The 17,821-nt window shown below is 65.5% G+C and carries 19 protein-coding genes; 14 read left to right on the top strand and 5 right to left on the bottom strand.

Annotated elements, in window-relative coordinates:
- The 6 genes from secY to rplQ all read left to right on the top strand — a co-directional run bounded on the left by secY (position 1) and on the right by rplQ (position 4,518).
- Positions 1-1,344 (top strand): preprotein translocase subunit SecY, encoded by a 1,344-nt coding sequence (gene secY / locus ODR01_RS08645; RefSeq protein WP_316977237.1) that lies wholly within the window; start codon positions 1-3, stop codon positions 1,342-1,344.
- The gene (locus tag ODR01_RS08640; RefSeq protein ID WP_316977236.1) at positions 1,341-1,988 is read left to right on the top strand and encodes an adenylate kinase; all 648 of its coding nucleotides are present in this window, start codon (positions 1,341-1,343) and stop codon (positions 1,986-1,988) included. The genes secY and ODR01_RS08640 overlap by 4 nt, the downstream gene beginning before the upstream one ends.
- A 103-nt stretch (positions 1,989-2,091) precedes the next feature.
- Positions 2,092-2,469 carry a 30S ribosomal protein S13 gene (gene rpsM, locus ODR01_RS08635; RefSeq protein WP_316977235.1) on the top strand — a complete coding sequence of 126 codons (378 nt, stop codon included), beginning with the start codon at positions 2,092-2,094 and terminating at the stop codon, positions 2,467-2,469.
- 15 nt (positions 2,470-2,484) lie between these two features.
- Complete coding sequence (gene rpsK / locus ODR01_RS08630) at positions 2,485-2,877, top strand: 30S ribosomal protein S11 (RefSeq protein ID WP_316977234.1); 393 nt, start codon at positions 2,485-2,487, stop codon at positions 2,875-2,877.
- Between the two features lie 121 nt (positions 2,878-2,998).
- Positions 2,999-4,015 carry a DNA-directed RNA polymerase subunit alpha gene (locus ODR01_RS08625; RefSeq protein ID WP_449441449.1) on the top strand — a complete coding sequence of 339 codons (1,017 nt, stop codon included), beginning with the start codon at positions 2,999-3,001 and terminating at the stop codon, positions 4,013-4,015.
- A gap of 68 nt (positions 4,016-4,083) precedes the next feature.
- Positions 4,084-4,518 (top strand): 50S ribosomal protein L17, encoded by a 435-nt coding sequence (gene rplQ, locus ODR01_RS08620; RefSeq protein ID WP_316977232.1) that lies wholly within the window; start codon positions 4,084-4,086, stop codon positions 4,516-4,518.
- A gap of 86 nt (positions 4,519-4,604) precedes the next feature.
- Here rplQ and ODR01_RS08615 read toward each other — a convergent pair whose 3' ends face one another.
- Complete coding sequence (locus ODR01_RS08615; RefSeq protein ID WP_316977231.1) at positions 4,605-5,240, bottom strand: glutathione S-transferase family protein; 636 nt, start codon at positions 5,238-5,240, stop codon at positions 4,605-4,607.
- 140 nt (positions 5,241-5,380) lie between these two features.
- Between ODR01_RS08615 and ODR01_RS08610 the strand changes: the two genes are divergently transcribed.
- Genes ODR01_RS08610 through ODR01_RS08600 form a run of 3 tightly spaced genes read left to right on the top strand, consistent with a single transcriptional unit; the run spans position 5,381 to position 9,122 of the window.
- Positions 5,381-6,817, top strand: coding sequence for a Do family serine endopeptidase (locus ODR01_RS08610; protein WP_316977230.1), 1,437 nt, complete (start codon positions 5,381-5,383; stop codon positions 6,815-6,817).
- On the top strand, positions 6,814-8,112 hold the full coding sequence (locus ODR01_RS08605; RefSeq protein WP_316977229.1) for a replication-associated recombination protein A: 1,299 nt from the start codon (positions 6,814-6,816) through the stop codon (positions 8,110-8,112). Before ODR01_RS08610 ends, ODR01_RS08605 begins: the two co-directional genes overlap by 4 nt.
- Positions 8,112-9,122: an RluA family pseudouridine synthase gene (locus tag ODR01_RS08600; protein WP_316977228.1), complete on the top strand. Its 1,011-nt coding sequence runs from the start codon at positions 8,112-8,114 to the stop codon at positions 9,120-9,122. The genes ODR01_RS08605 and ODR01_RS08600 overlap by 1 nt, the downstream gene beginning before the upstream one ends.
- A 4-nt stretch (positions 9,123-9,126) precedes the next feature.
- On the opposite strand, the gene ODR01_RS08595 is transcribed toward ODR01_RS08600, so the two are convergent.
- Positions 9,127-10,026, bottom strand: coding sequence for a DUF72 domain-containing protein (locus tag ODR01_RS08595; RefSeq protein WP_316977227.1), 900 nt, complete (start codon positions 10,024-10,026; stop codon positions 9,127-9,129).
- 295 nt (positions 10,027-10,321) lie between these two features.
- On the opposite strand from ODR01_RS08595, the gene ODR01_RS08590 reads away from it, so the two are divergent.
- From ODR01_RS08590 to ODR01_RS08570, 5 genes are all read left to right on the top strand, one after another.
- Positions 10,322-10,705 carry a hypothetical protein gene (locus ODR01_RS08590; RefSeq protein ID WP_316977226.1) on the top strand — a complete coding sequence of 128 codons (384 nt, stop codon included), beginning with the start codon at positions 10,322-10,324 and terminating at the stop codon, positions 10,703-10,705.
- Between the two features lie 141 nt (positions 10,706-10,846).
- The gene (locus tag ODR01_RS08585; RefSeq protein ID WP_316977225.1) at positions 10,847-12,070 is read left to right on the top strand and encodes a pyridoxal phosphate-dependent aminotransferase; all 1,224 of its coding nucleotides are present in this window, start codon (positions 10,847-10,849) and stop codon (positions 12,068-12,070) included.
- 114 nt (positions 12,071-12,184) lie between these two features.
- On the top strand, positions 12,185-13,183 hold the full coding sequence (locus ODR01_RS08580; protein ID WP_316977224.1) for a dihydroxyacetone kinase subunit DhaK: 999 nt from the start codon (positions 12,185-12,187) through the stop codon (positions 13,181-13,183).
- A 2-nt stretch (positions 13,184-13,185) separates the two neighbouring features.
- Complete coding sequence (locus ODR01_RS08575) at positions 13,186-13,791, top strand: DAK2 domain-containing protein (RefSeq protein ID WP_316977223.1); 606 nt, start codon at positions 13,186-13,188, stop codon at positions 13,789-13,791.
- Between the two features lie 32 nt (positions 13,792-13,823).
- Positions 13,824-14,597, top strand: a complete 774-nt coding sequence (locus ODR01_RS08570) for an HpcH/HpaI aldolase family protein (RefSeq protein WP_316977222.1) — start codon at positions 13,824-13,826, stop codon at positions 14,595-14,597.
- Here the strand turns inward: ODR01_RS08570 and ODR01_RS08565 are convergent.
- Genes ODR01_RS08565 through ODR01_RS08555 form a run of 3 tightly spaced genes read right to left on the bottom strand, consistent with a single transcriptional unit; the run spans position 14,594 to position 17,570 of the window.
- Entirely contained in the window at positions 14,594-16,033 is a 1,440-nt protein-coding gene (locus ODR01_RS08565) for a tripartite tricarboxylate transporter permease (protein ID WP_316977463.1), read from the bottom strand. The genes ODR01_RS08570 and ODR01_RS08565 overlap by 4 nt on opposite strands.
- Positions 16,034-16,093: 60 nt before the next feature.
- Entirely contained in the window at positions 16,094-16,570 is a 477-nt protein-coding gene (locus ODR01_RS08560; RefSeq protein ID WP_316977221.1) for a tripartite tricarboxylate transporter TctB family protein, read from the bottom strand.
- Between the two features lie 25 nt (positions 16,571-16,595).
- Positions 16,596-17,570 carry a Bug family tripartite tricarboxylate transporter substrate binding protein gene (locus tag ODR01_RS08555; RefSeq protein ID WP_316977220.1) on the bottom strand — a complete coding sequence of 325 codons (975 nt, stop codon included), beginning with the start codon at positions 17,568-17,570 and terminating at the stop codon, positions 16,596-16,598.
- Positions 17,571-17,821 lie beyond the last annotated feature (251 nt).

Genomic DNA, 17,821 nt, shown 5'->3' with positions numbered 1-17,821 from the left:
ATGACCTCCGCTGCCGAGCAACTCGCTGCCAACATCAACTTCAGCGCCTTCTCCAAGGCCACGGAGCTCAAGAAGCGCCTGTGGTTCACCCTGGGCGCGCTGTTGGTGTACCGGCTCGGCACCTATATCCCGCTTCCCGGCATCGACGGGCGGGTGCTGGAAGACATTTTCGCCAGCCAGGCCGGCGGCATTCTGGGCATGTTCGACATGTTCGCCGGCGGCGCCTTGCGGCGGATGACCATCTTCGCGCTCAACATCATGCCTTACATCTCGGCCTCCATCATCATGCAGCTTTTGACCGCGGTGTCGCCGCAGTTGGAGGCGCTGAAGAAGGAGGGCGAGGCCGGCCGCAAGAAGATCAACCAGTACACCCGCTACGGCACGGTGCTGATCACCGCGCTGCAAGGGTATGGCATCGCCGTCGGGCTCGAGAGCATGACCTCGACCGCCGGCGCGGCGGTGCTCGATCCCGGCGTGTTCTTCCGCTTCACCACCGTGGTGACCCTGATCGGCGGCACCATGTTCCTGATGTGGCTGGGCGAACAGATCACCCAGCGCGGCGTCGGCAACGGCATTTCGCTGATCATCTTCGCCGGCATCGTCGCCAACCTGCCCAACGCCCTGGTCGGCACGCTGGAAATGGGGCGGACCGGCGCCATCTCGACGCTTTTCGTCATCTTCCTGCTGATCATGTCGGTCGGCGTGATCGCGTTCATCATCTTCATCGAACGCGCCCAGCGCCGCATCGTGGTGCAGTATCCCAAGCGCCAGCAGGGCAACCGGATGACCGGCGGCGAAAGCTCCCACCTGCCGCTCAAGATCAACACGTCGGGCGTCATCCCGCCGATCTTCGCCAGCTCGATCCTGCTGATGCCGATCACGCTGATCGGGTTCTCGGCGGGCAGCGGGCCGGAGTGGCTGTCTTCGCTGGCCGTCTATCTCGGCCACGGTCAGCCCCTGTACCTGGCGCTTTACGTCGGGTTCATCGTCTTTTTCGCCTTTTTCTACACCGCCGTGGTTTTCAATCCGACCGAGACGGCCGAAAACCTCAAGAAGTATGGCGGCTTCATTCCCGGCATCCGGCCGGGCAAGAATACGGCGGAATTCCTGGATCGGGTTCTGACGCGCCTGACGGTGGTGGGCGCCGCCTATCTGTCGGCGGTCTGTCTGCTACCCGAAATCCTCATTTCGCGGTTCTCGGTTCCGTTCTATTTTGGCGGGACCAGTTTGCTGATCGTCGTCACGGTGACGCTGGACACGGTCGCGCAGATCCAGTCCCATCTTCTGGCGCATCAGTACGAGGGGCTTATCAAGAAGGCGAAACTTAGGGGGAGACGTGGATGAACCTGATTCTGCTTGGTGCCCCGGGGGCGGGGAAGGGAACCCAAGCGAAGCGGCTTCAAGACACTTTATGCATCATTCAGCTGTCGACGGGCGACATGTTGCGAGCGGAGGTGGCCTCCGGCAGCGAGTTGGGTCGCAAGGCTGAGAAACTGATCCAGGCCGGACGATTGGTGCCGGACGAATTGATGATCGATATGATCGCCAAGCGTATCGATCGCGACGACTGCAAGAAGGGGTTCATCCTCGACGGGTTCCCGAGGACGGTCCCCCAGGCCAGCGCCCTCGATCGGCTGCTGGCCGAGAAGAAGTTGAAGATCGACCATGTCCTCGTCCTCGATAGCGATGACGAGGCGTTGGTCGAACGCATCACGGGACGGTTCACCTGCGTCCAATGTGGGGCCGGCTACCACGAAAGGTTCCAGCGGCCGAAGGTGGACGGGATCTGTGACAAGTGCGGAGGGACGAAATTTTCGCGGCGCGCGGACGACAATGCCGAAACGGTCCGGGCGCGGTTGAAGACCTATCACGAGGTGACGACGCCGATCATCGACCACTATCGGACGAAGGGCGTGGTTTCGGTCGTGGATGGGATGGCATCGATTGATGAAGTGACGAGACAGTTGAAGGAGGTCGTCGGGAAGTGAGGGTGTGTTGACTTGGGGGCGTTACCCCCTATAATCGCGCGCTCTAAAATTTCCCGTCCGAACCTCGGAAACGTTTGAAATCAAAGTGTAAGGAGTACTCACTTTGGCGCGTATCGCTGGCGTGAACATTCCGACCCAGAAACGGGTCGTGATTGCTCTGACCTATATCCATGGGATCGGGCGGACCAAGGCGCGGCAGATTTGTGAAAAGGTCGGCATTCCGATGGAACGCCGGGTTCACGAACTGACGGACGACGAGACGGCCCGTATCCGCGAAACGATTGACGAGGATTACACCGTCGAGGGCGACCTGCGGCGCGAAATTTCCATGAACATCAAGCGGCTCATGGATCTCGGCTGCTATCGCGGGTTGCGCCATCGCCGGGGATTGCCGGTGCATGGTCAGCGGACCCACACCAATGCGCGGACCCGCAAGGGCCCGGCCCGGCCGATCGCGGGCAAGAAGAAAGCGACCAAGTAGGGGATTTGACTGGTTATGGCAAAGGCAGCTACCCAACGCCCACGCCGTCGTGAGCGCAAGAACATTGCGTCCGGCGTCGCTCACGTCAACGCGTCGTTCAACAATACCATGATCACCATTACCGATGTTCAAGGCAACACCATCGCGTGGTCGTCGTCGGGCAGTCAGGGGTTCAAGGGGTCGCGCAAATCGACGCCTTATGCCGCGCAGATCGCCGCCGAGGACGCCGGAAAGAAGGCCATGGACCACGGGATGAAGACCCTGGAGGTCGAGGTGAAGGGACCCGGTTCCGGGCGCGAGTCCGCGTTGCGGGCGTTGCAGACCGTCGGGTTCACCATCACCTCGATCCGTGACGTGACGCCGATTCCGCACAATGGCTGCCGGCCGCGCAAGCGGCGTCGGGTTTAAGGCGGCCGAGGGCGGAAGTAAATCGAGACGTCCGGCCGGCGATATCCCGGTCGGATTTCTCCCGAGAGGGCTCCCGTCGTGGGAGGCCCTCGACACACATGCCTAGCATGAGGTCATGCCCGTGATTCAGAAGAACTGGCAGGAACTGATCAAACCCGCGAAGATTGACGTGGTACCCGGACGTCATCCGGAGTTGACGGCGACCCTGATCGCCGAGCCGCTCGAGCGGGGTTTCGGATTGACTCTGGGCAACGCGCTTAGGCGCATCCTGTTGTCGTCCCTGCAGGGCGCCGCCGTGACGTCGGTGCAGATCGACGGCGTGCTCCACGAGTTTTCGTCGATTCCCGGCGTGCGCGAGGATGTCACCGACATCATCCTGAACATCAAGCTGATCGCCCTTCGCCTCAACGGCGAGGGACCGCGGCGCATGGTGCTCAAGGCCGAGGGACCCTGCGAGGTGACGGCGGGCATGATCGAAGTCGGCCACGACATCGAGATCATGAACCCGGACCTCGTGCTGTGCACGTTGGCCGATGGCGCCAAGCTGGCGATGGAACTGACCGTCGCCAACGGCAAGGGCTACGTGCCGGCGTCGCAGAACCGCCCCGAGGACCCGCCGATCGGCCTCATTCCGGTCGACTCGCTGTTCTCGCCGGTGCGCAAGGTGACCTACAAGGTCGAGAACGCGCGCGTCGGCCAGGTGACCGACTACGACAAGCTGTCGATCGAGGTGACGACCAGCGGCGCGGTGACGCCCGAGGATGCGGTGGCCCTGGCGGCGCGCATTCTTCAGGACCAGTTGCAGCGCTTCATCAACTTCGAGGAGCCGGAAACGGCGGTCGAGGCCGATCGCAAGGACGATCTGCCGTTCAACAAGAACCTTCTGCGCAAGGTCGAAGAGCTGGAACTGTCGGTCCGCTCGGCCAACTGCCTGAAGAACGACAACATCATCTACATCGGCGACCTCGTGCAGAAGACCGAGGCGGAGATGCTTCGCACTCCGAACTTCGGGCGCAAGTCGCTGAACGAGATCAAGGAAGTGCTGGCCCAGATGGGGCTGCACCTCGGCATGGATATTCCGGCTTGGCCGCCCGAGAACATCGAGGATCTGGCCAAGAAGCTGGAAGACCCCTTTTGAACTGAACTTTCGATTGGCCGGGGGGCCGAGCCCCGCGGCACGGACTTAGAGACTAGGGAGAAGACGTTATGCGCCATGGCTTTACCGGCCGCAGGCTGAACCGGACCAGCAGCCATCGCAAGGCGATGCTGTCGAACATGGCGGTTTCGCTCCTGACGCACGAGCAGATCACGACCACCCTTCCCAAGGCCAAGGAAATCCGCCGCGTTGCCGACCGCATGGTGACGCTGGGCAAGCGCGGCGACCTGCACGCCCGCCGCCAAGCCGCGTCCTACCTGCGCGACGACGCCGCGGTCATCAAGCTGTTCGGCGCCCTGGCCGAGCGCTTCAAGGAGCGTGCGGGCGGATACACGCGCGTTCTGAAGGCGGGCTTCCGGCACGGCGATGCCGCCCCGATGGCGGTGGTCGAACTGGTCGACCGCGACGTCGAGGCGAAGGGCGCCGCCGATAAGGCGCGCCTCGCCGCCGAGGGCGAAGCCGCGGCGACCGCGGAAGCGGAATAACTCCTTTTCCCGGGCCGCCTTCGGGGCGCCCGCAGGAACGGTGCGAAAGGCAGCCCCATGCGGCTGCCTTTCGGTTCTTGTGGGCATCAGGGTTTGGGAAAATTCCTCGCCCATACCTCGGACAGGCGCGCCAAGGCCTTCGTTCCGTCGGCGATGGCGGCCAGCCGGGGCGCGTTCGCCTCGAACCACGGGCGGCCAGGCTTCCAATGGGTCAGCGTGCAGACGTAGATGTCGAGCGCCGAAAAGCGGCTTCCCAGGAACCAGGGACCGGCCGCCTCGGCGTTCAGGATCGTGTAGAGCTTGCGGGCGTACGCGTGCACGGCGTCCGCGAACCCCCGCCGGGCCCCTTCGTCGGGAACGAACCGCGACGGATCGTCGGCGTAGGTATAGGTCGGATAGATGTTGCTGGTGATGTAGAGGAGCCACCTCAGGAACCGCGGCCGTTCCGCCTCGTCCGGCCCGGGAACCAGCTCGACGCTGCCCACCTGGTCGGCGAGCCAGAGCGTGATGGCCGCGCTCTCCGTCATCACGGTACCGTCCGGCAGAACGAGCGTCGGAATCTGGCCCAAGGGGTTGAACGCCTCCAATTCCCGCCGGGCGCTTTTTTCCGAGAACAGGTCACCCACCCGTTGGAAGTCGAAGGGAATGCCGTACCAGACCAGTTGGGCTTCGGCGAGCGTCGATCCCCAGCCTGGCTCGCCGAACAGTTTCAGTTTGTGCATCGTCGACCTCCGTCCGAAATGTCGCATCGCCATCGAAAATACCTACATGGCGTGGCCGACTGACCTTTTCACGAAGACGCTGCCGGGTGCTACACTCCGCAACCATTGAAACGCCCCATTCGGGCCATTGGAACGGGACCATGCAGGTGACGCAAAAGATTGTCGCTGGCCTTGCCGCCCTCTTCGCCTGGGCGGCCCTGGCGATGACGCCGCCGCCGGTCGCGGCGGCGGAAAAGGTGGTGCCGGGCTCAGCCGGCGACATCACGCTGTCCTTCGCGCCGCTGGTCAAGAAGGCCGCTCCCGCCGTCGTCAACATCTATGCCCGCAAGGTCGTCCAGGCCCGGCAGGTTTCGCCCCTGTTCGACGACCCCTTCTTCCGCCGCTTCTTCGGCGAAGGGTTCGGCCGCGGCTTCGGGGCGCCCCAGGAAAGGGTGCAGAATTCCCTGGGCTCCGGCGTGATCGTCGATCCCAAGGGGGTCATTGTCACCAATCACCACGTCATCGACGGGGCCGACGAGATCACCGTCGTGCTGGCCGACCGGCGCGAGTTCGCGGCGGCGGTGGCGGGAACCGACGAGCGGACCGACCTTGCCGTGCTCCGGATCGACGCCAAGGGCGAGGCGCTTCCGTTCCTCGACTTTCGCGATTCCGACAGCCTGGAGGTCGGCGACCTGGTGCTCGCCATCGGCAATCCCTTCGGCGTTGGCCAGACGGTGACCAGCGGCATCGTCTCGGCGCTGGCCCGCACCCAGGTCGGCATTTCCGACCTCAACTTCTTCATCCAGACCGACGCCGCCATCAACCCCGGCAATTCGGGTGGCGCGCTGATCACCGCCGACGGCAAGCTGGTCGGCATCAATACGGCGATTTTCTCCAAGAGCGGAGGCTCGCACGGCATCGGTTTCGCCATTCCCGGCAATATGGTGCGCTCGGTCATCGCCGGCATTACTCACGGCGGAAAGCTGGTCCGCCCGTGGCTGGGGGCGAGCGGCCAGACGGTGACCGCGGAAATCGCCACCTCGCTCGGCATGCCCCGCCCCATGGGCGTTCTCGTCAACGAGATCCATCCGCGCAGTCCCATCCGCGAGGCCGGGATCGCCGTTGGCGACGCCATCGTCGCCGTGGCCGGCCAGCCGGTCGACGATCCGCAGGCCCTGAAGTTCCGCATCGCCACGCTGGGCGTCGGCCAGACCGCCGACCTGACGGTATGGCGACGCGGCCGCGAGCGCCACGTGACGGTGAAGCTCGTCGCGCCACCCGAGGACCCGCCGCGCGAGGTGAGCGAAATCGGCGGTGCCAACCCGCTGACCGGGGCGACGGTCGCCAACATGTCGCCGGCGCTGGCCGAGGAGCTGGGGATCGATCCGGCGCCCGAAGGCGTTTTCGTCATCGAGCTCAAGCGCGGCGCCACCGCCAACCGGCTGGGGTTTAAGCCCGGAGATCGCATCCTCGCCATCAACGGCGAGGAGACGGCGACGGTCGGCCGGCTCAAGACGGCGCTGGCGCGCCCGGCCGATCGCTGGCGGGTCAGCCTCAACCGTGGCGGCAATGTGCTGAACTGGGTGATCGAGAAGTGAGCACGCTCTTCGAAAGCCAGGCCCCGCGCCCGCTGGCCGACCGCCTGCGGCCGGCCTCGCTCGAAGAGGTGGTCGGTCAGGACCATCTGATCGGACCCGACGGGCCGGTCGGACGCATGGTCCGCTCGGGCCACTTGGCCTCGGTCATCCTGTGGGGCCCGCCCGGTACCGGCAAGACCACCATCGCCCGCCTGCTGGCCGAGAAGACGGATCTGTATTTCGAGCCGCTGTCGGCGGTCTTTTCGGGGGTGGCCGACCTGCGCAAGGTGTTCGACGCGGCGCGCAAGCGCCGCGAGACGGGGCGGGGAACGCTCTTGTTCATCGACGAGATCCACCGCTTCAACCGCGCCCAGCAGGACGGTTTCCTTCCCTATGTCGAGGACGGCACCGTCATCCTGGTCGGCGCCACCACCGAAAACCCGTCCTTCGAGCTCAACGCGCCGCTGCTGTCGCGCTGCCAGGTCCTGGTCTTGAACCGTCTCGACGACGCGGCGATGGAGGAATTGCTCAAGCGCGCCGAGGCGGCCGAAAGCCGGCCGTTGCCGCTCAACGCCGAGGCGCGGGCCGATCTTCGGCGGATGGCCGACGGCGACGGGCGCTATCTGCTCAACATGACCGAGGCCCTGTTCAATCTGCCGGCCGAACCGGTGCTCGATTCGCGGGCCATGGCGGCGATCGTGCAGCGCCGGGTGCCGCTCTACGACAAGCACCAGGACGGCCACTACAACCTGATCAGCGCGCTGCACAAAAGCCTGCGCGGTTCCGACACCGACGCGGCGCTCTATTGGTTCGCCCGCATGATCGCCGGCGGCGAGGACCCGCGCTACATCGCCCGCCGGCTTACCCGCTTCGCGGTCGAGGACATCGGCATGGCCGACCCCAACGCGCTGACCCAGGCGGTGGCGGCGTGGGAGGCCTACGAGCGCCTGGGTTCGCCGGAAGGCGACCTGGCGCTGGTGCAACTGGTCATCTATCTCGGCACCGCGCCCAAGTCGAACGCCGCCTACAAGGCCCAGAGCGCGGCCGGCCGCGCCGCGCGCGAAACCGGCTCGCTGATGCCGCCCATGCACATCCTCAACGCGCCGACCCGCATGATGAAGGAGTTGGGCTACGGCGACGGCTACGTCTACGACCACGACGCCGAGGAGGGTTTCTCGGGCCAGAACTATTTCCCCGAAGGCATGGCGCGCCAGCGTTTCTATCGGCCGCTGGAGCGCGGTTTCGAGCGCGAGGTCGCCAAGCGGCTGGAGTACTGGGACAAGCTGCGCCGCGAGCGCAAGCCGGAGAGCGAGTGATGGACGAACGGCAAGACGCCGCCGGCGGCGTGCGCATCCTGGAAGTGGCTGGGGACGAGGCGGGGGCCCGGCTGGATCGCTGGTTCAAGCGCCATTTCCCCAACGTCGCCCACGGCAAGCTGGAAAAACTGCTGCGCACCGGCCAGGTGCGGGTCGACGGCCGGCGGGCCAAGTCGGCCCTGCGGCTGGAGGCCGGCCAGAAGATTCGCGTGCCGCCGGTAAACGACGCCCCGCTCATCGAACGGCCCGCCGCGCCGGTCCGCATTCCGGACCGGGCGCTCGACGACCTGCGGGCCGCGGTGCTGCACAAGGATGACGACGTGCTGGTGATCAACAAGGCGCCTGGCCTGGCCGTGCAGGGTGGCACCAAGACCGACCTGCATGTGGACGCCATGTTGGACGCGCTGCGCTTCGATTCGCCGCACCGGCCGCGTCTCGTCCATCGGCTCGACAAGGACACCTCGGGCGTGCTGCTGCTGGCGCGCAACCCGGCGGCGGCGGCGGCGCTGGCCGCGGCGTTCCGCTCCAAGACGGCGCAGAAGCTCTATTGGGCGATTGTCGTCGGCGTGCCGCGTCCGAGCATGGGGCGCATCGACCTGCCGCTTGAAAAAGTCGCCGGGCCGCGCGGCGAACACGTCGTCGCCGACGACGGCGAGGGCAAGCGCGCGGCCACCCTTTTTCGCGTCGTCGACCACGTCGGCCGCCGGGCGGCGTGGGTGGCGCTCTCGCCCCTCACCGGGCGCACCCACCAACTCCGGGTCCACATGGCGGCGATCGGCACGCCCATCGTCGGGGACGGCAAGTACGGCGGCGCCGAGGCCTTTCTCGGCGGCGACATCGTTTCGCGGCGGCTTCACCTGCACGCCCGGGCGATCCGCCTGCCGCACCCGAAGGGCGGCGAACTGGTGATCGCAGCGCCTGCGCCGGCGCATTTCGCCGCCACGCTCGGGACCCTCGGCTTCGAGGCCGACGGGACGGCCGACTACTTCTTTTCCGATCTGGCCGTTTAGCCGGCTATTTGCCGGCCGGCTGTCCCAGCCGCTCCGCCACCCGGCGCCGCAGTCCCTGGGCGTCGAACGGTGCCCGCACCTTGATGTCGTTGTCGAAGTAGACAAAGACGTCGCGGCCCTTGCGCCGCTTCGCCGGCTTGTCGATCACCCGTTCGGCGTCGGCGGGTTCCGCTCCGCTGGCCCAGGCGGCCACGCGGTCGGCCCAGGCGTTTAGCGCCTTGTCGTCGTATCCGCTGGCATACAGCTCCTCGGAGCCGTGCAGCCTCAGGTACATGAACTCGCCGGTGACATCCATGAGACGCGGCCAATCGACGGTATCGGCGCAGACCAGCGCGATGTCGTATTGGCGCAGAAGTTCGATGAACTCCGGCGTTCTGAAGCTGTCGTGACGGATCTCGATGGCGTGGTGCAGCCGACGGCGCTTCTGCGTCGGGATCGCGCTTCGTCCTTTGAGCTTGGCATCGTGGCCGCGGGCCACCGCCTGGGCGGCATCGGTGTCGTGCGGCAGCAGGGCGAAGAACGCCTCCAGGCGGGACGCATCGAACTTGAAGTTGGGCGGGAACTGCCACAGGAAGGGGCCGAGTTTCTCCCTGAGTTCGAGAACCCCGCTGGCCAGGAAGTTGGCGAGCGGCTTTTCGGGCTCCTTCAGCCGCCGAAGATGGGTGAGGTAGCGCGGCCCCTTGACCGAGAAGACGAAGCCGGCCGGCGTCTGCGCCGCCCAGGCGGCGAAGTATTCCGGCCGCTGCAGCGAATAGAACGTCCCGTTGATCTCGATCGTGTCGAACGTCGTCGACGCGTACGCAAGCTCGTCGGCCTGGCGGAGCCCTTCCGGATAGAAGGTCCCGCGCCACGGCTTGTAGCGCCAGCCCGAGATACCGATCCGCACGTCGCCCGGTCGCTTCATCGGGTGCTCCCACCGGAATCATAACTGTTGTGATATCGGGTCACCGGATTTTCCAGTCCATGGAAGGAAATTGCCCCCGATGGCGTTGCATCCCGCCACGGGTATTGCATAATGCCGCCCGGGATCGGTCGCGGGGTTTGACCGGTCCCTAGTGAAAAAGACGACGACAAGCCTCAACGCCCCACTCCTGGCGGCTTTCAGCGAATCGTGTCGCGTTTCGGCGCTTCGGCCGGAACGGCGCGTGGATTGCATTCCCGGGGGGTACGTTGCTCAGGCTTGCACGGAGGGAACAAGAATGGCGTTTGTGCGTACGATCCTCGCCCTGGTGGGTGGGGCGGTGATTCTTATGGGTTCTGCCGATGCCGCGGATCGGCAGGAGGTATCGGCCATCTCGATCCCGGACCTGGGGCTTCAGATCGCGCCGGGTTGCGAGGGCAAGACCGTGACCTTCAATCTGGTCAACACCGGAGAGGCCTGGCCGGCGGTGGGCGCGATCATGATTCTGAAGGCGACCGACCGCGCCGTGCTCACCCGGCGCAACATGCGTCTTGCCCAGGGGCAGAAGGCATCCTTCAAGCTGCTTGCCGAGCGCAACCCCGGCGGCGAAATTGCCCTCTACGTGGCTCCCACGTGGTTTGTGCGCGAGTTTACGCTCGACGCGCGGATTTCCTGCGACTAGGGCGTCGCGGCCGATACGCGGGGCCGGCCGGGCGACCGCCGGCCCCATCGGCGTCCGACGGGTGAACATCGGGCTTGCCTGCCCGCTTGCGATGTGACTTCCTGGAGGCATTCCCGTCTCCGCAGGTGGAACATCGACTCCATGACCAAGATTCAGACGCTGGACGCGCAATCTCCGTCAGAGCCCGCCGGGCCGCATGTCGCCGCCGCCATGGGCCGTCTCGGCACCGAAACCGCCTTCGACGTCCTGGCCAAGGCCAAGGCGATGGAGGAGGCGGGCCGCAGCATCATCAACCTCGGCATCGGCCAGCCGGACTTCCTGACGCCGCCGCACATCGTCGAGGCGGCCGTCAAGGCGCTGCGCGACGGCCACCACGGCTATACGCCCGCCAACGGGGTTCTGGCGCTGCGCGAGGCGGTGGCCGAGGACATTGCGCTCCGCCGCCATGTCACGGTCGACCCCGGCCAGGTGCTGATCGTGCCCGGCGGCAAGGTCACCATGTTCTTCGCCGTCCTCATGTTCGGCGAGGCGGGGGCGGAAATCCTCTATCCCAACCCCGGTTTCCCGATCTACGAGTCGGTGATCAAGTTCTCCGGGGCCAAGGCGGTTCCCATCCCGCTGCACGAGAAGAACGGATTTTCGTTCAGCGCCAACGAAGTGCTGGAGCGGATCACCCCGGCGACCCGCCTCATCATCCTCAACAGCCCGGCCAATCCGACCGGCGGCGTCGTCCCGCGCGAAGAATTCGACCGTCTGGTCGACGGGCTGGCCGCCCATCCCAACGTCTGCGTGATGAGCGACGAGATCTATTGCCGCATGCTCTACGACGGCCGCGAGCACGTCAGCCTGCTGGAATATGAATCGCTGCGCGACCGCCTCATCCTGCTCGACGGCTGGAGCAAGACGTTTGCCATGACCGGCTGGCGCATGGGCTACAGCGTGTGGCCGAAGAGCCTGATCGACAAGGCGACCCGGCTTTGCATCAACTGCCACTCCTGCGTCAACGCCGCCGCCCAGCAGGCCGGCATCGCCGCGCTGCGCGGTCCGCAGGACGCCGTGGACGCAATGGTCGCCGCCTTCGACGAGCGGCGCAAAGTGGTGGTCAAGGAGTTGAATTCCATCCCCGGCTTCCGCTGCATCGAACCGGGCGGCGCCTTCTATGCCTTCCCCAACATCGAGGGCACAGGCATTCCGGCGCGCAAGCTCCAGGACATGCTGCTCGGGGAAGCGGGCGTGGCGACGGTTTCGGGCACCAGCTTCGGCGCCCATGGCGAGGGCTACATCCGGATCTCCTACGCCAACAGCATCGAGAACATCCGCGAAGCGATGGGCCGCATCCGCGACTGCCTGGCGAAGCAGGGCTAGGCCCGCCGCCTGCCTTCCTGTCAGCAGTGCCTGTTTGGCGCGGCGTTGCTTCGGGACCGGCCGGGCGATAGCATGGCCGGGCGATCGCTGATGGATAATGAGGGAGGCTTCCGCATGAAGAAGATCCTCAACGACGTCTATTCCTATGTCGACGAGATGCTGGTCGGCCTGTGCGCCGCCCATCCCGAGTATTACGCCCAGGTATCCGAGGGGGCGCGGGTCATCAAGCGGCCGGAGGCGCCGATTGCCGGCAAGGTCGGCATCGTCACCGGAGGCGGCTCTGGCCATCTGCCCGTCTTTACCGGCTACGTGGGCAAGGGGCTGCTGGACGCCGCCGCCATCGGCGATGTTTTCGCCTCGCCGTCGGCCGACCAGATGGTCGAGGCCATGCGCGCCGCCAACGGCGGCAAGGGCGTGCTCCGTCTTTACGGCAACTACGGCGGCGACGTCATGAACTTCGACATGGCCGGCGACATGGCCGAGATGGAGGACATCCCCTCGACCACCGTGGTGCTGACCGACGACGTGGCCAGCGCCAAACCGGCGGAAGCCGACAAGCGGCGCGGCGTCGCCGGCATTGTTTATGCGTACAAGATGGCCGGCGCGGCGGCCGAGGCGGGCCTCGATCTGGCCGGTGTGACGCGCGTCGCCCAGAAAGCGGCCGACGCCTGCCGGACCATCGGTGCCGCGCTCACGCCCTGCACGGTGCCCCAGGCCGGCAAGCCGACCTTCACCTTGGGTGAGGACGAGATGGAAATGGGCATGGGCATCCACGGCGAACCGGGCGTCTGGCGCGGTCCCCTGCGCAAGGCCGACGCCATAGCCGCCGAGATGGTCGACATCCTGCTGGGCGATCGGCCGCTGGTCCGGGGTGATCGGGTGTCGCCGATGGTCAACAGCCTGGGCGCGACGCCGCCCGAGGAGCTCTATATCCTTTATCGCACCGTCAAGGCGCGACTCGACGCGCTGGGCGTGACGATCGTCATGCCGCTGGTCGGCCGCTACGCGACTTCGATGGAAATGGCCGGCGTCTCGTTTACCTTCTGCAAGCTGGATGACGAGTTGGAAAAATACCTGAAGGCGCCGGCCGCCTGCGCCTTCTGGACGGTTTGATCATGGCCCTGACCACGCAAAGCCTGGCCGCCGGCTTGGCCCGCGTCGCCGCTCGCATGGAAACGGCGGCCGACGAACTGAACGCCCTGGACGGCAGGATCGGCGACGGCGACCTCGGCGTCACCATGGTTCGCATCGGCCGGGCGCTCAACGAAGGAGCGGCCGACCTGCCCAACGACGTGGGCATGGCGCTGATGAAGTGCGTGCAGGCCATCACCAAGGTCTCGGGGTCGAGTTACGCCACCCTGGTGGCGACCGCGCTGATGAGCGCCGCCAAGACCTGCAAGGGTCGAACCACAGTGCCGTTGGCCGAGATGTCGGGGCTGCTGGCCGGCACCGTCGAGGCCATGAAGGCGCGCGGCAAGGCCGAACTGGGAGACAAGACAGTGATCGACGCCGTCGACGCGGCGGCCAAGGCCGCGGCCGGCCTGGCGGAGGGCGCGGCCATCCTGGCGGCGGCGGGGGACGCCGTCGACGCGACGATGGCGCGCCTGCGTGAGCAGCCGAGCCGGGTGGGGCGGGCCCGCATCTGGGCCGAGAAGAGCGTCGGCCTCGACGATCCGGGCATGGTCGCCTTCCGGCGCATGATCGACGGACTTTCCGGCTAGGCCTCGTGCCGGCCGTAATCCAGGAGAAACCGATGTATCGCCAGAACATTCTGAGACAGCGCCTGCAAGCCGGGCGCAAGGTTTTCGGCTGCTGGATCGAATTGCTCGACCCGGCGGTGACCGAGATGCTGTCCATGGTCGGCTACGACTTCCTGCTGGTCGATACCGAGCACGGGCCGGGTGATGCCATGACGGTGGCCCACCAGCTGCGGGCCGCTTCGGCCAGTGACACCACGGTGATTGTTCGGGTTCCCTGCAACGATCCCGTGGTCATGAAGAAGACCTTGGATGTCGGCGCCGAGGCGGTGATGATTCCCATGGTAGAGACCGGGGAAGAGGCGAAGGCGGCGGTGGCGGCCTGCCGCTATCCGCCGCGCGGCGTCCGTGGTGTCGCCCATACCGACATCCGCGGTTCGGACTACGGCCTCAAGGGCATGGATTACCTGCGGACGGCTTCGGACAATATTTTCGTCATCTGCCAGGTCGAATCCGCAACTGCCGTGGGCAACGTCGAGGCGATCGCCGCCACCGAGGGAGTCGACATGGTGCTGATCGGCCCCTTTGACCTGTCGGCCAGCCTGGGGCGGCCGGCCGAGTTTGATGACCCCGAACACAAGCGGCTGATGGCGCGGACCGAAAAGGTGGTGAAGGATGCCGGCAAGTTCCTGGGAACGACCCCCTACGGCGGGCACACGCCGGGTGAACTGTTCGCTCGCGGTTACGACCTGATCGTCGGCAAACCCGACGTCAGCATGCTGCGGGACGCCGCGTTGCAGCAGGTCCGGGAGCACAGGCCGGCGGGCTAGGCCTTCGCCGTCTTCTTCCGCCGGTACAGTTGGAGCCCCATCGGCACGAACCAGATCAGCAGCGTCGTGACGCCGAGGACGGCGGCGATCGGCCGCTCGAAGAAGGTGAGGAAGCTGCCGTCGGACTTGATCATCGAGGTGATGAAGTTGTCCTCGACCATGACCCCCAGCACGATGCCAAGGATGACGGGGGCGATCGGGAACCCATTCTCCTCCATGATGAAGGCCATGACGCCCAAGATCAGCATCAGCATGACGTCGAAGGACGAGTTGTTGATCGCGAACGAGCCGACGACGCAGAACAGCATGATGATCGGCATCAATACGGCGTGCGGGATGCGCAGGATCTGCCTGGACAGCCTGATCGCCAGGAAGCCCAACGGCAACAACAGCAGATTGGCCAGGAAGAAGGCCAAGAACACGCTGTTCACCATGTGCGGCCGCTCGATGAACACGGTGGGCCCCGGGTTCATGTCCTTCATGTAGAGCACGCCGATGACGATGGCGGTGATGGAATCGCCGGGAATGCCGAATACCATCGCCGGCACCCAGGCGCCGCCAAGCGCGGCGTTATTGGCCGAACTGGCGTCGACCAGGCCCTCGACGTGGCCGGTGCCGAACTTCTCGGGCTCCTTGGAGAACCTCTTGCTCATCCCGTAGCACACCCAGGCGGCGATGTCGCCGCCGGCTCCCGGCAGGATGCCGACGAGCGTGCCGACAACGCTGCCGCGCAGCACGTTGAGCTTGTAGGTCCGCAAGGTCCCGGCGATGCCCTTGAACACATTGCCGAATCGACGCTGTTCGATCACCGGCCGCGGGATCATGCGCACGGTATAGCGAAGCACCTCGGAAATCGCGAACATGCCCACCATCGCAGGGATGAAGCTCACCCCGCCCATCAGGTCGGTGAACCCCATGGTGAAGCGCGGATAGCCGGTGACGACGCCCATGCCGATGGTCGAAATGAACAGGCCGAGAAACAACGAGACGACACCCTTCACGGCCGATTCGCTGGAGATGACGACGGCGCAGGTCAGGCCCAGGCAGGCCAGCCAGAAGAACTCGTAACTTGAGAAGTTGAGGGCGAAGTCGGCTAGGGCGGGGGCCGACGTGGCGAGCACGACAACCCCGAACAGGCCGCCCAACATCGAGCAGATGAGCCCGGTTCCGAGGGCCTTCTCGGCCTGCCCCTTGCGGGTGAGTGCGTAGGCCTCGTCGGTATAGGCGGCGGAGGCCGGGGTGCCCGGGATGCGCAGAAGGGCGCCGGGGATATCGCCGGCGAAGATGGCCATCGCGGTACAGGTGGCGATCGCCGAGATCGCCGGAATGGGATCCATGAAGAAGGTGACCGGCACCAGCAAGGCCGTCGCCATCGTTGCCGTCAAACCGGGTATAGCCCCGACGAAAAGCCCGAACGTGGCGGAACATACAATCACGAACAGAACGTACGGATTGACCACCAGATCAAAAGCTTGAAGCCAGGGTTCCACGACCGTTCACCATGCGACGGGTTGAAGGATTCCCCACGGAAGGGGGACTCGCAGGACGTTGTAAAAGGCGGTGTGCATGATCAGCGTGACGATCACGGCCGAGGACAAGGCAAAGACGATGCCCTTGCCGAAGCGGTACGTGAGGAGGGCAAGGATCAGGACCGATGTCGGGATAAAGCCCAGAAAGTCGGAGACCAGGACGTAGAAGACGAGCAAGCCGATGACGAGCACGAAATTGACCACGCGCCTGGGCGAACGCACCCATTCGCCCAGGCTCGCCAAGGGAATGGTCCGTCGCTTGGCGATGCCCTGGAACGTCAGGACGGCGCCGCACGAGAAAAGGACGCCGCCGATGATCACAGGAAAGAACGCCGGGCCAAAATCTTGGCCCGGCAGTCCTGGAAAGGTGGTTTCCGCGTGGATCATCACGACGGCCGAGAAGACCATCAGGATGATCCCGAAAACCGCGTCGTTGAAACGCATGCTTTGGCGTCTTCCGTAAGAGAAACTACTTCGTCAGACCGGCCGCCTTCATGGTCGCGCCGAGAGAGGCGTCGTTGGCCTTCAGGAACGCCGTGAAGTCCGCCGGACCCTTGTAGACGCGCCCGAAACCACGCTTGTCGAGCACTTCGGTGAAGGTCTTGTTCTCGGTGACCCGCTTCATCGCCGGGACCAGGATGTCCAGGATCTCCTTCGGCGTGCCCTTGGGGGCGGCAATGCCGCGCCAAGTCTCGAGCGACCAGTCGACGCCCTGCTCCTTGAGCGTTGGCAGGTCGGGGTAGAGCTTGCTGCGCTCGGGCGCCATCAGGGCGATCGCCTTGACCTTGCCGGCGTCGATCATGGACTGCGCCTCGACGCGGCTGCAGGTGACCACGTTGACACCGCCCGCGACCAGTTCCTTCAGCGAGGTGGCGGCGCCGTCGGTGGGCACCCACGGAACAGCGCTGGTCTGGACGCCGGCGGCGTTCAGCATCCCGGCGAGCGCCAGGTGCCAGATGCCGCCCTGGCCGGTGCCAGAGCCCTTCAGCTTGCCCGGGTTGGCCTTGACCTGGGCGAGCAGGTCGGCGACGTTCTTGTAGGGCGAGTCGGCGCTCACCTGAACGCCGGCGGGATCGATGTTGTAAAGAGCGATCGGCGCGTACGAATCGGCCCCGGTCAGATCGGTCAGGCCCATCCAGTGCAACTGGTTGATCTCGACGGTGATGACGCCGATCGTGTAGCCGTCAGGCTTGGCCTGCGCGATGGCGGCATGGCCGACCACGCCCTGGCCTCCGGTGCGGTTCACCACGTTGACCGGCTGGCCGAGTTCTTCTTGAAGAACAGCCGCGATCGCGCGGCCCGTGGCATCCGTGCCGCCGCCGGCGCCCCACGGAATGATCAGGGTGATGGGACGGTCCGGATACTTGGCGGCGGCGGAGGAAACCGCCAAGCCAAGGGCGACCACTCCCAGAGTGAGCGACTTGAGAAGCGATGATGTACGCATGGTTCTCCCCTTGCTGATTGGTTGCACGCGTTCCTTGACGGACGTTCTTGTTCATTGAAAGCGGGCGATTGAGACAAACTTGAGCCGTCAGCCGCCCCCCCGTCAAGGACTTTGACGCGAATATCAAAACTCCGTTCCAACAGTGGAACGCATGGCGCCATCCAGGGCTTGCACACAGGAGCCGGCGATGCGAAATGAGGGGCCGTGCGACCGACCGTCGTTTTCTCAAAGCGCCCCGGGATTTTCCATCC

It is taken from the genome of Shumkonia mesophila (assembly GCF_026163695.1).
GTDB lineage: Bacteria > Pseudomonadota > Alphaproteobacteria > Rhodospirillales > Shumkoniaceae > Shumkonia > Shumkonia mesophila.
Note: the sequence above shows the minus strand (reverse complement) of the source record. Positions and strands in the feature narration are given on the sequence as shown.

Bases quoted from the DNA above. Each gene is read 5' to 3' on its own strand.
- ODR01_RS08575 (WP_316977223.1), top strand. From the start codon at position 13,186: ATGGCCCTGACCACGCAAAGCCTGGCCGCCGGCTTGGCCCGCGTCGCC.
- ODR01_RS08600 (WP_316977228.1), top strand. From the start codon at position 8,112: ATGGACGAACGGCAAGACGCCGCCGGCGGCGTGCGCATCCTGGAAGTG.
- ODR01_RS08615 (WP_316977231.1), bottom strand. From the start codon at position 5,240: ATGCACAAACTGAAACTGTTCGGCGAGCCAGGCTGGGGATCGACGCTC.
- ODR01_RS08580 (WP_316977224.1), top strand. From the start codon at position 12,185: ATGAAGAAGATCCTCAACGACGTCTATTCCTATGTCGACGAGATGCTG.
- ODR01_RS08590 (WP_316977226.1), top strand. From the start codon at position 10,322: ATGGCGTTTGTGCGTACGATCCTCGCCCTGGTGGGTGGGGCGGTGATT.
- rpsK (WP_316977234.1), top strand. From the start codon at position 2,485: ATGGCAAAGGCAGCTACCCAACGCCCACGCCGTCGTGAGCGCAAGAAC.
- rplQ (WP_316977232.1), top strand. From the start codon at position 4,084: ATGCGCCATGGCTTTACCGGCCGCAGGCTGAACCGGACCAGCAGCCAT.
- ODR01_RS08610 (WP_316977230.1), top strand. From the start codon at position 5,381: ATGCAGGTGACGCAAAAGATTGTCGCTGGCCTTGCCGCCCTCTTCGCC.
- ODR01_RS08595 (WP_316977227.1), bottom strand. From the start codon at position 10,026: ATGAAGCGACCGGGCGACGTGCGGATCGGTATCTCGGGCTGGCGCTAC.
- secY (WP_316977237.1), top strand. From the start codon at position 1: ATGACCTCCGCTGCCGAGCAACTCGCTGCCAACATCAACTTCAGCGCC.
- ODR01_RS08640 (WP_316977236.1), top strand. From the start codon at position 1,341: ATGAACCTGATTCTGCTTGGTGCCCCGGGGGCGGGGAAGGGAACCCAA.
- ODR01_RS08585 (WP_316977225.1), top strand. From the start codon at position 10,847: ATGACCAAGATTCAGACGCTGGACGCGCAATCTCCGTCAGAGCCCGCC.
- ODR01_RS08555 (WP_316977220.1), bottom strand. From the start codon at position 17,570: ATGCGTACATCATCGCTTCTCAAGTCGCTCACTCTGGGAGTGGTCGCC.
- ODR01_RS08560 (WP_316977221.1), bottom strand. From the start codon at position 16,570: ATGCGTTTCAACGACGCGGTTTTCGGGATCATCCTGATGGTCTTCTCG.
- ODR01_RS08570 (WP_316977222.1), top strand. From the start codon at position 13,824: ATGTATCGCCAGAACATTCTGAGACAGCGCCTGCAAGCCGGGCGCAAG.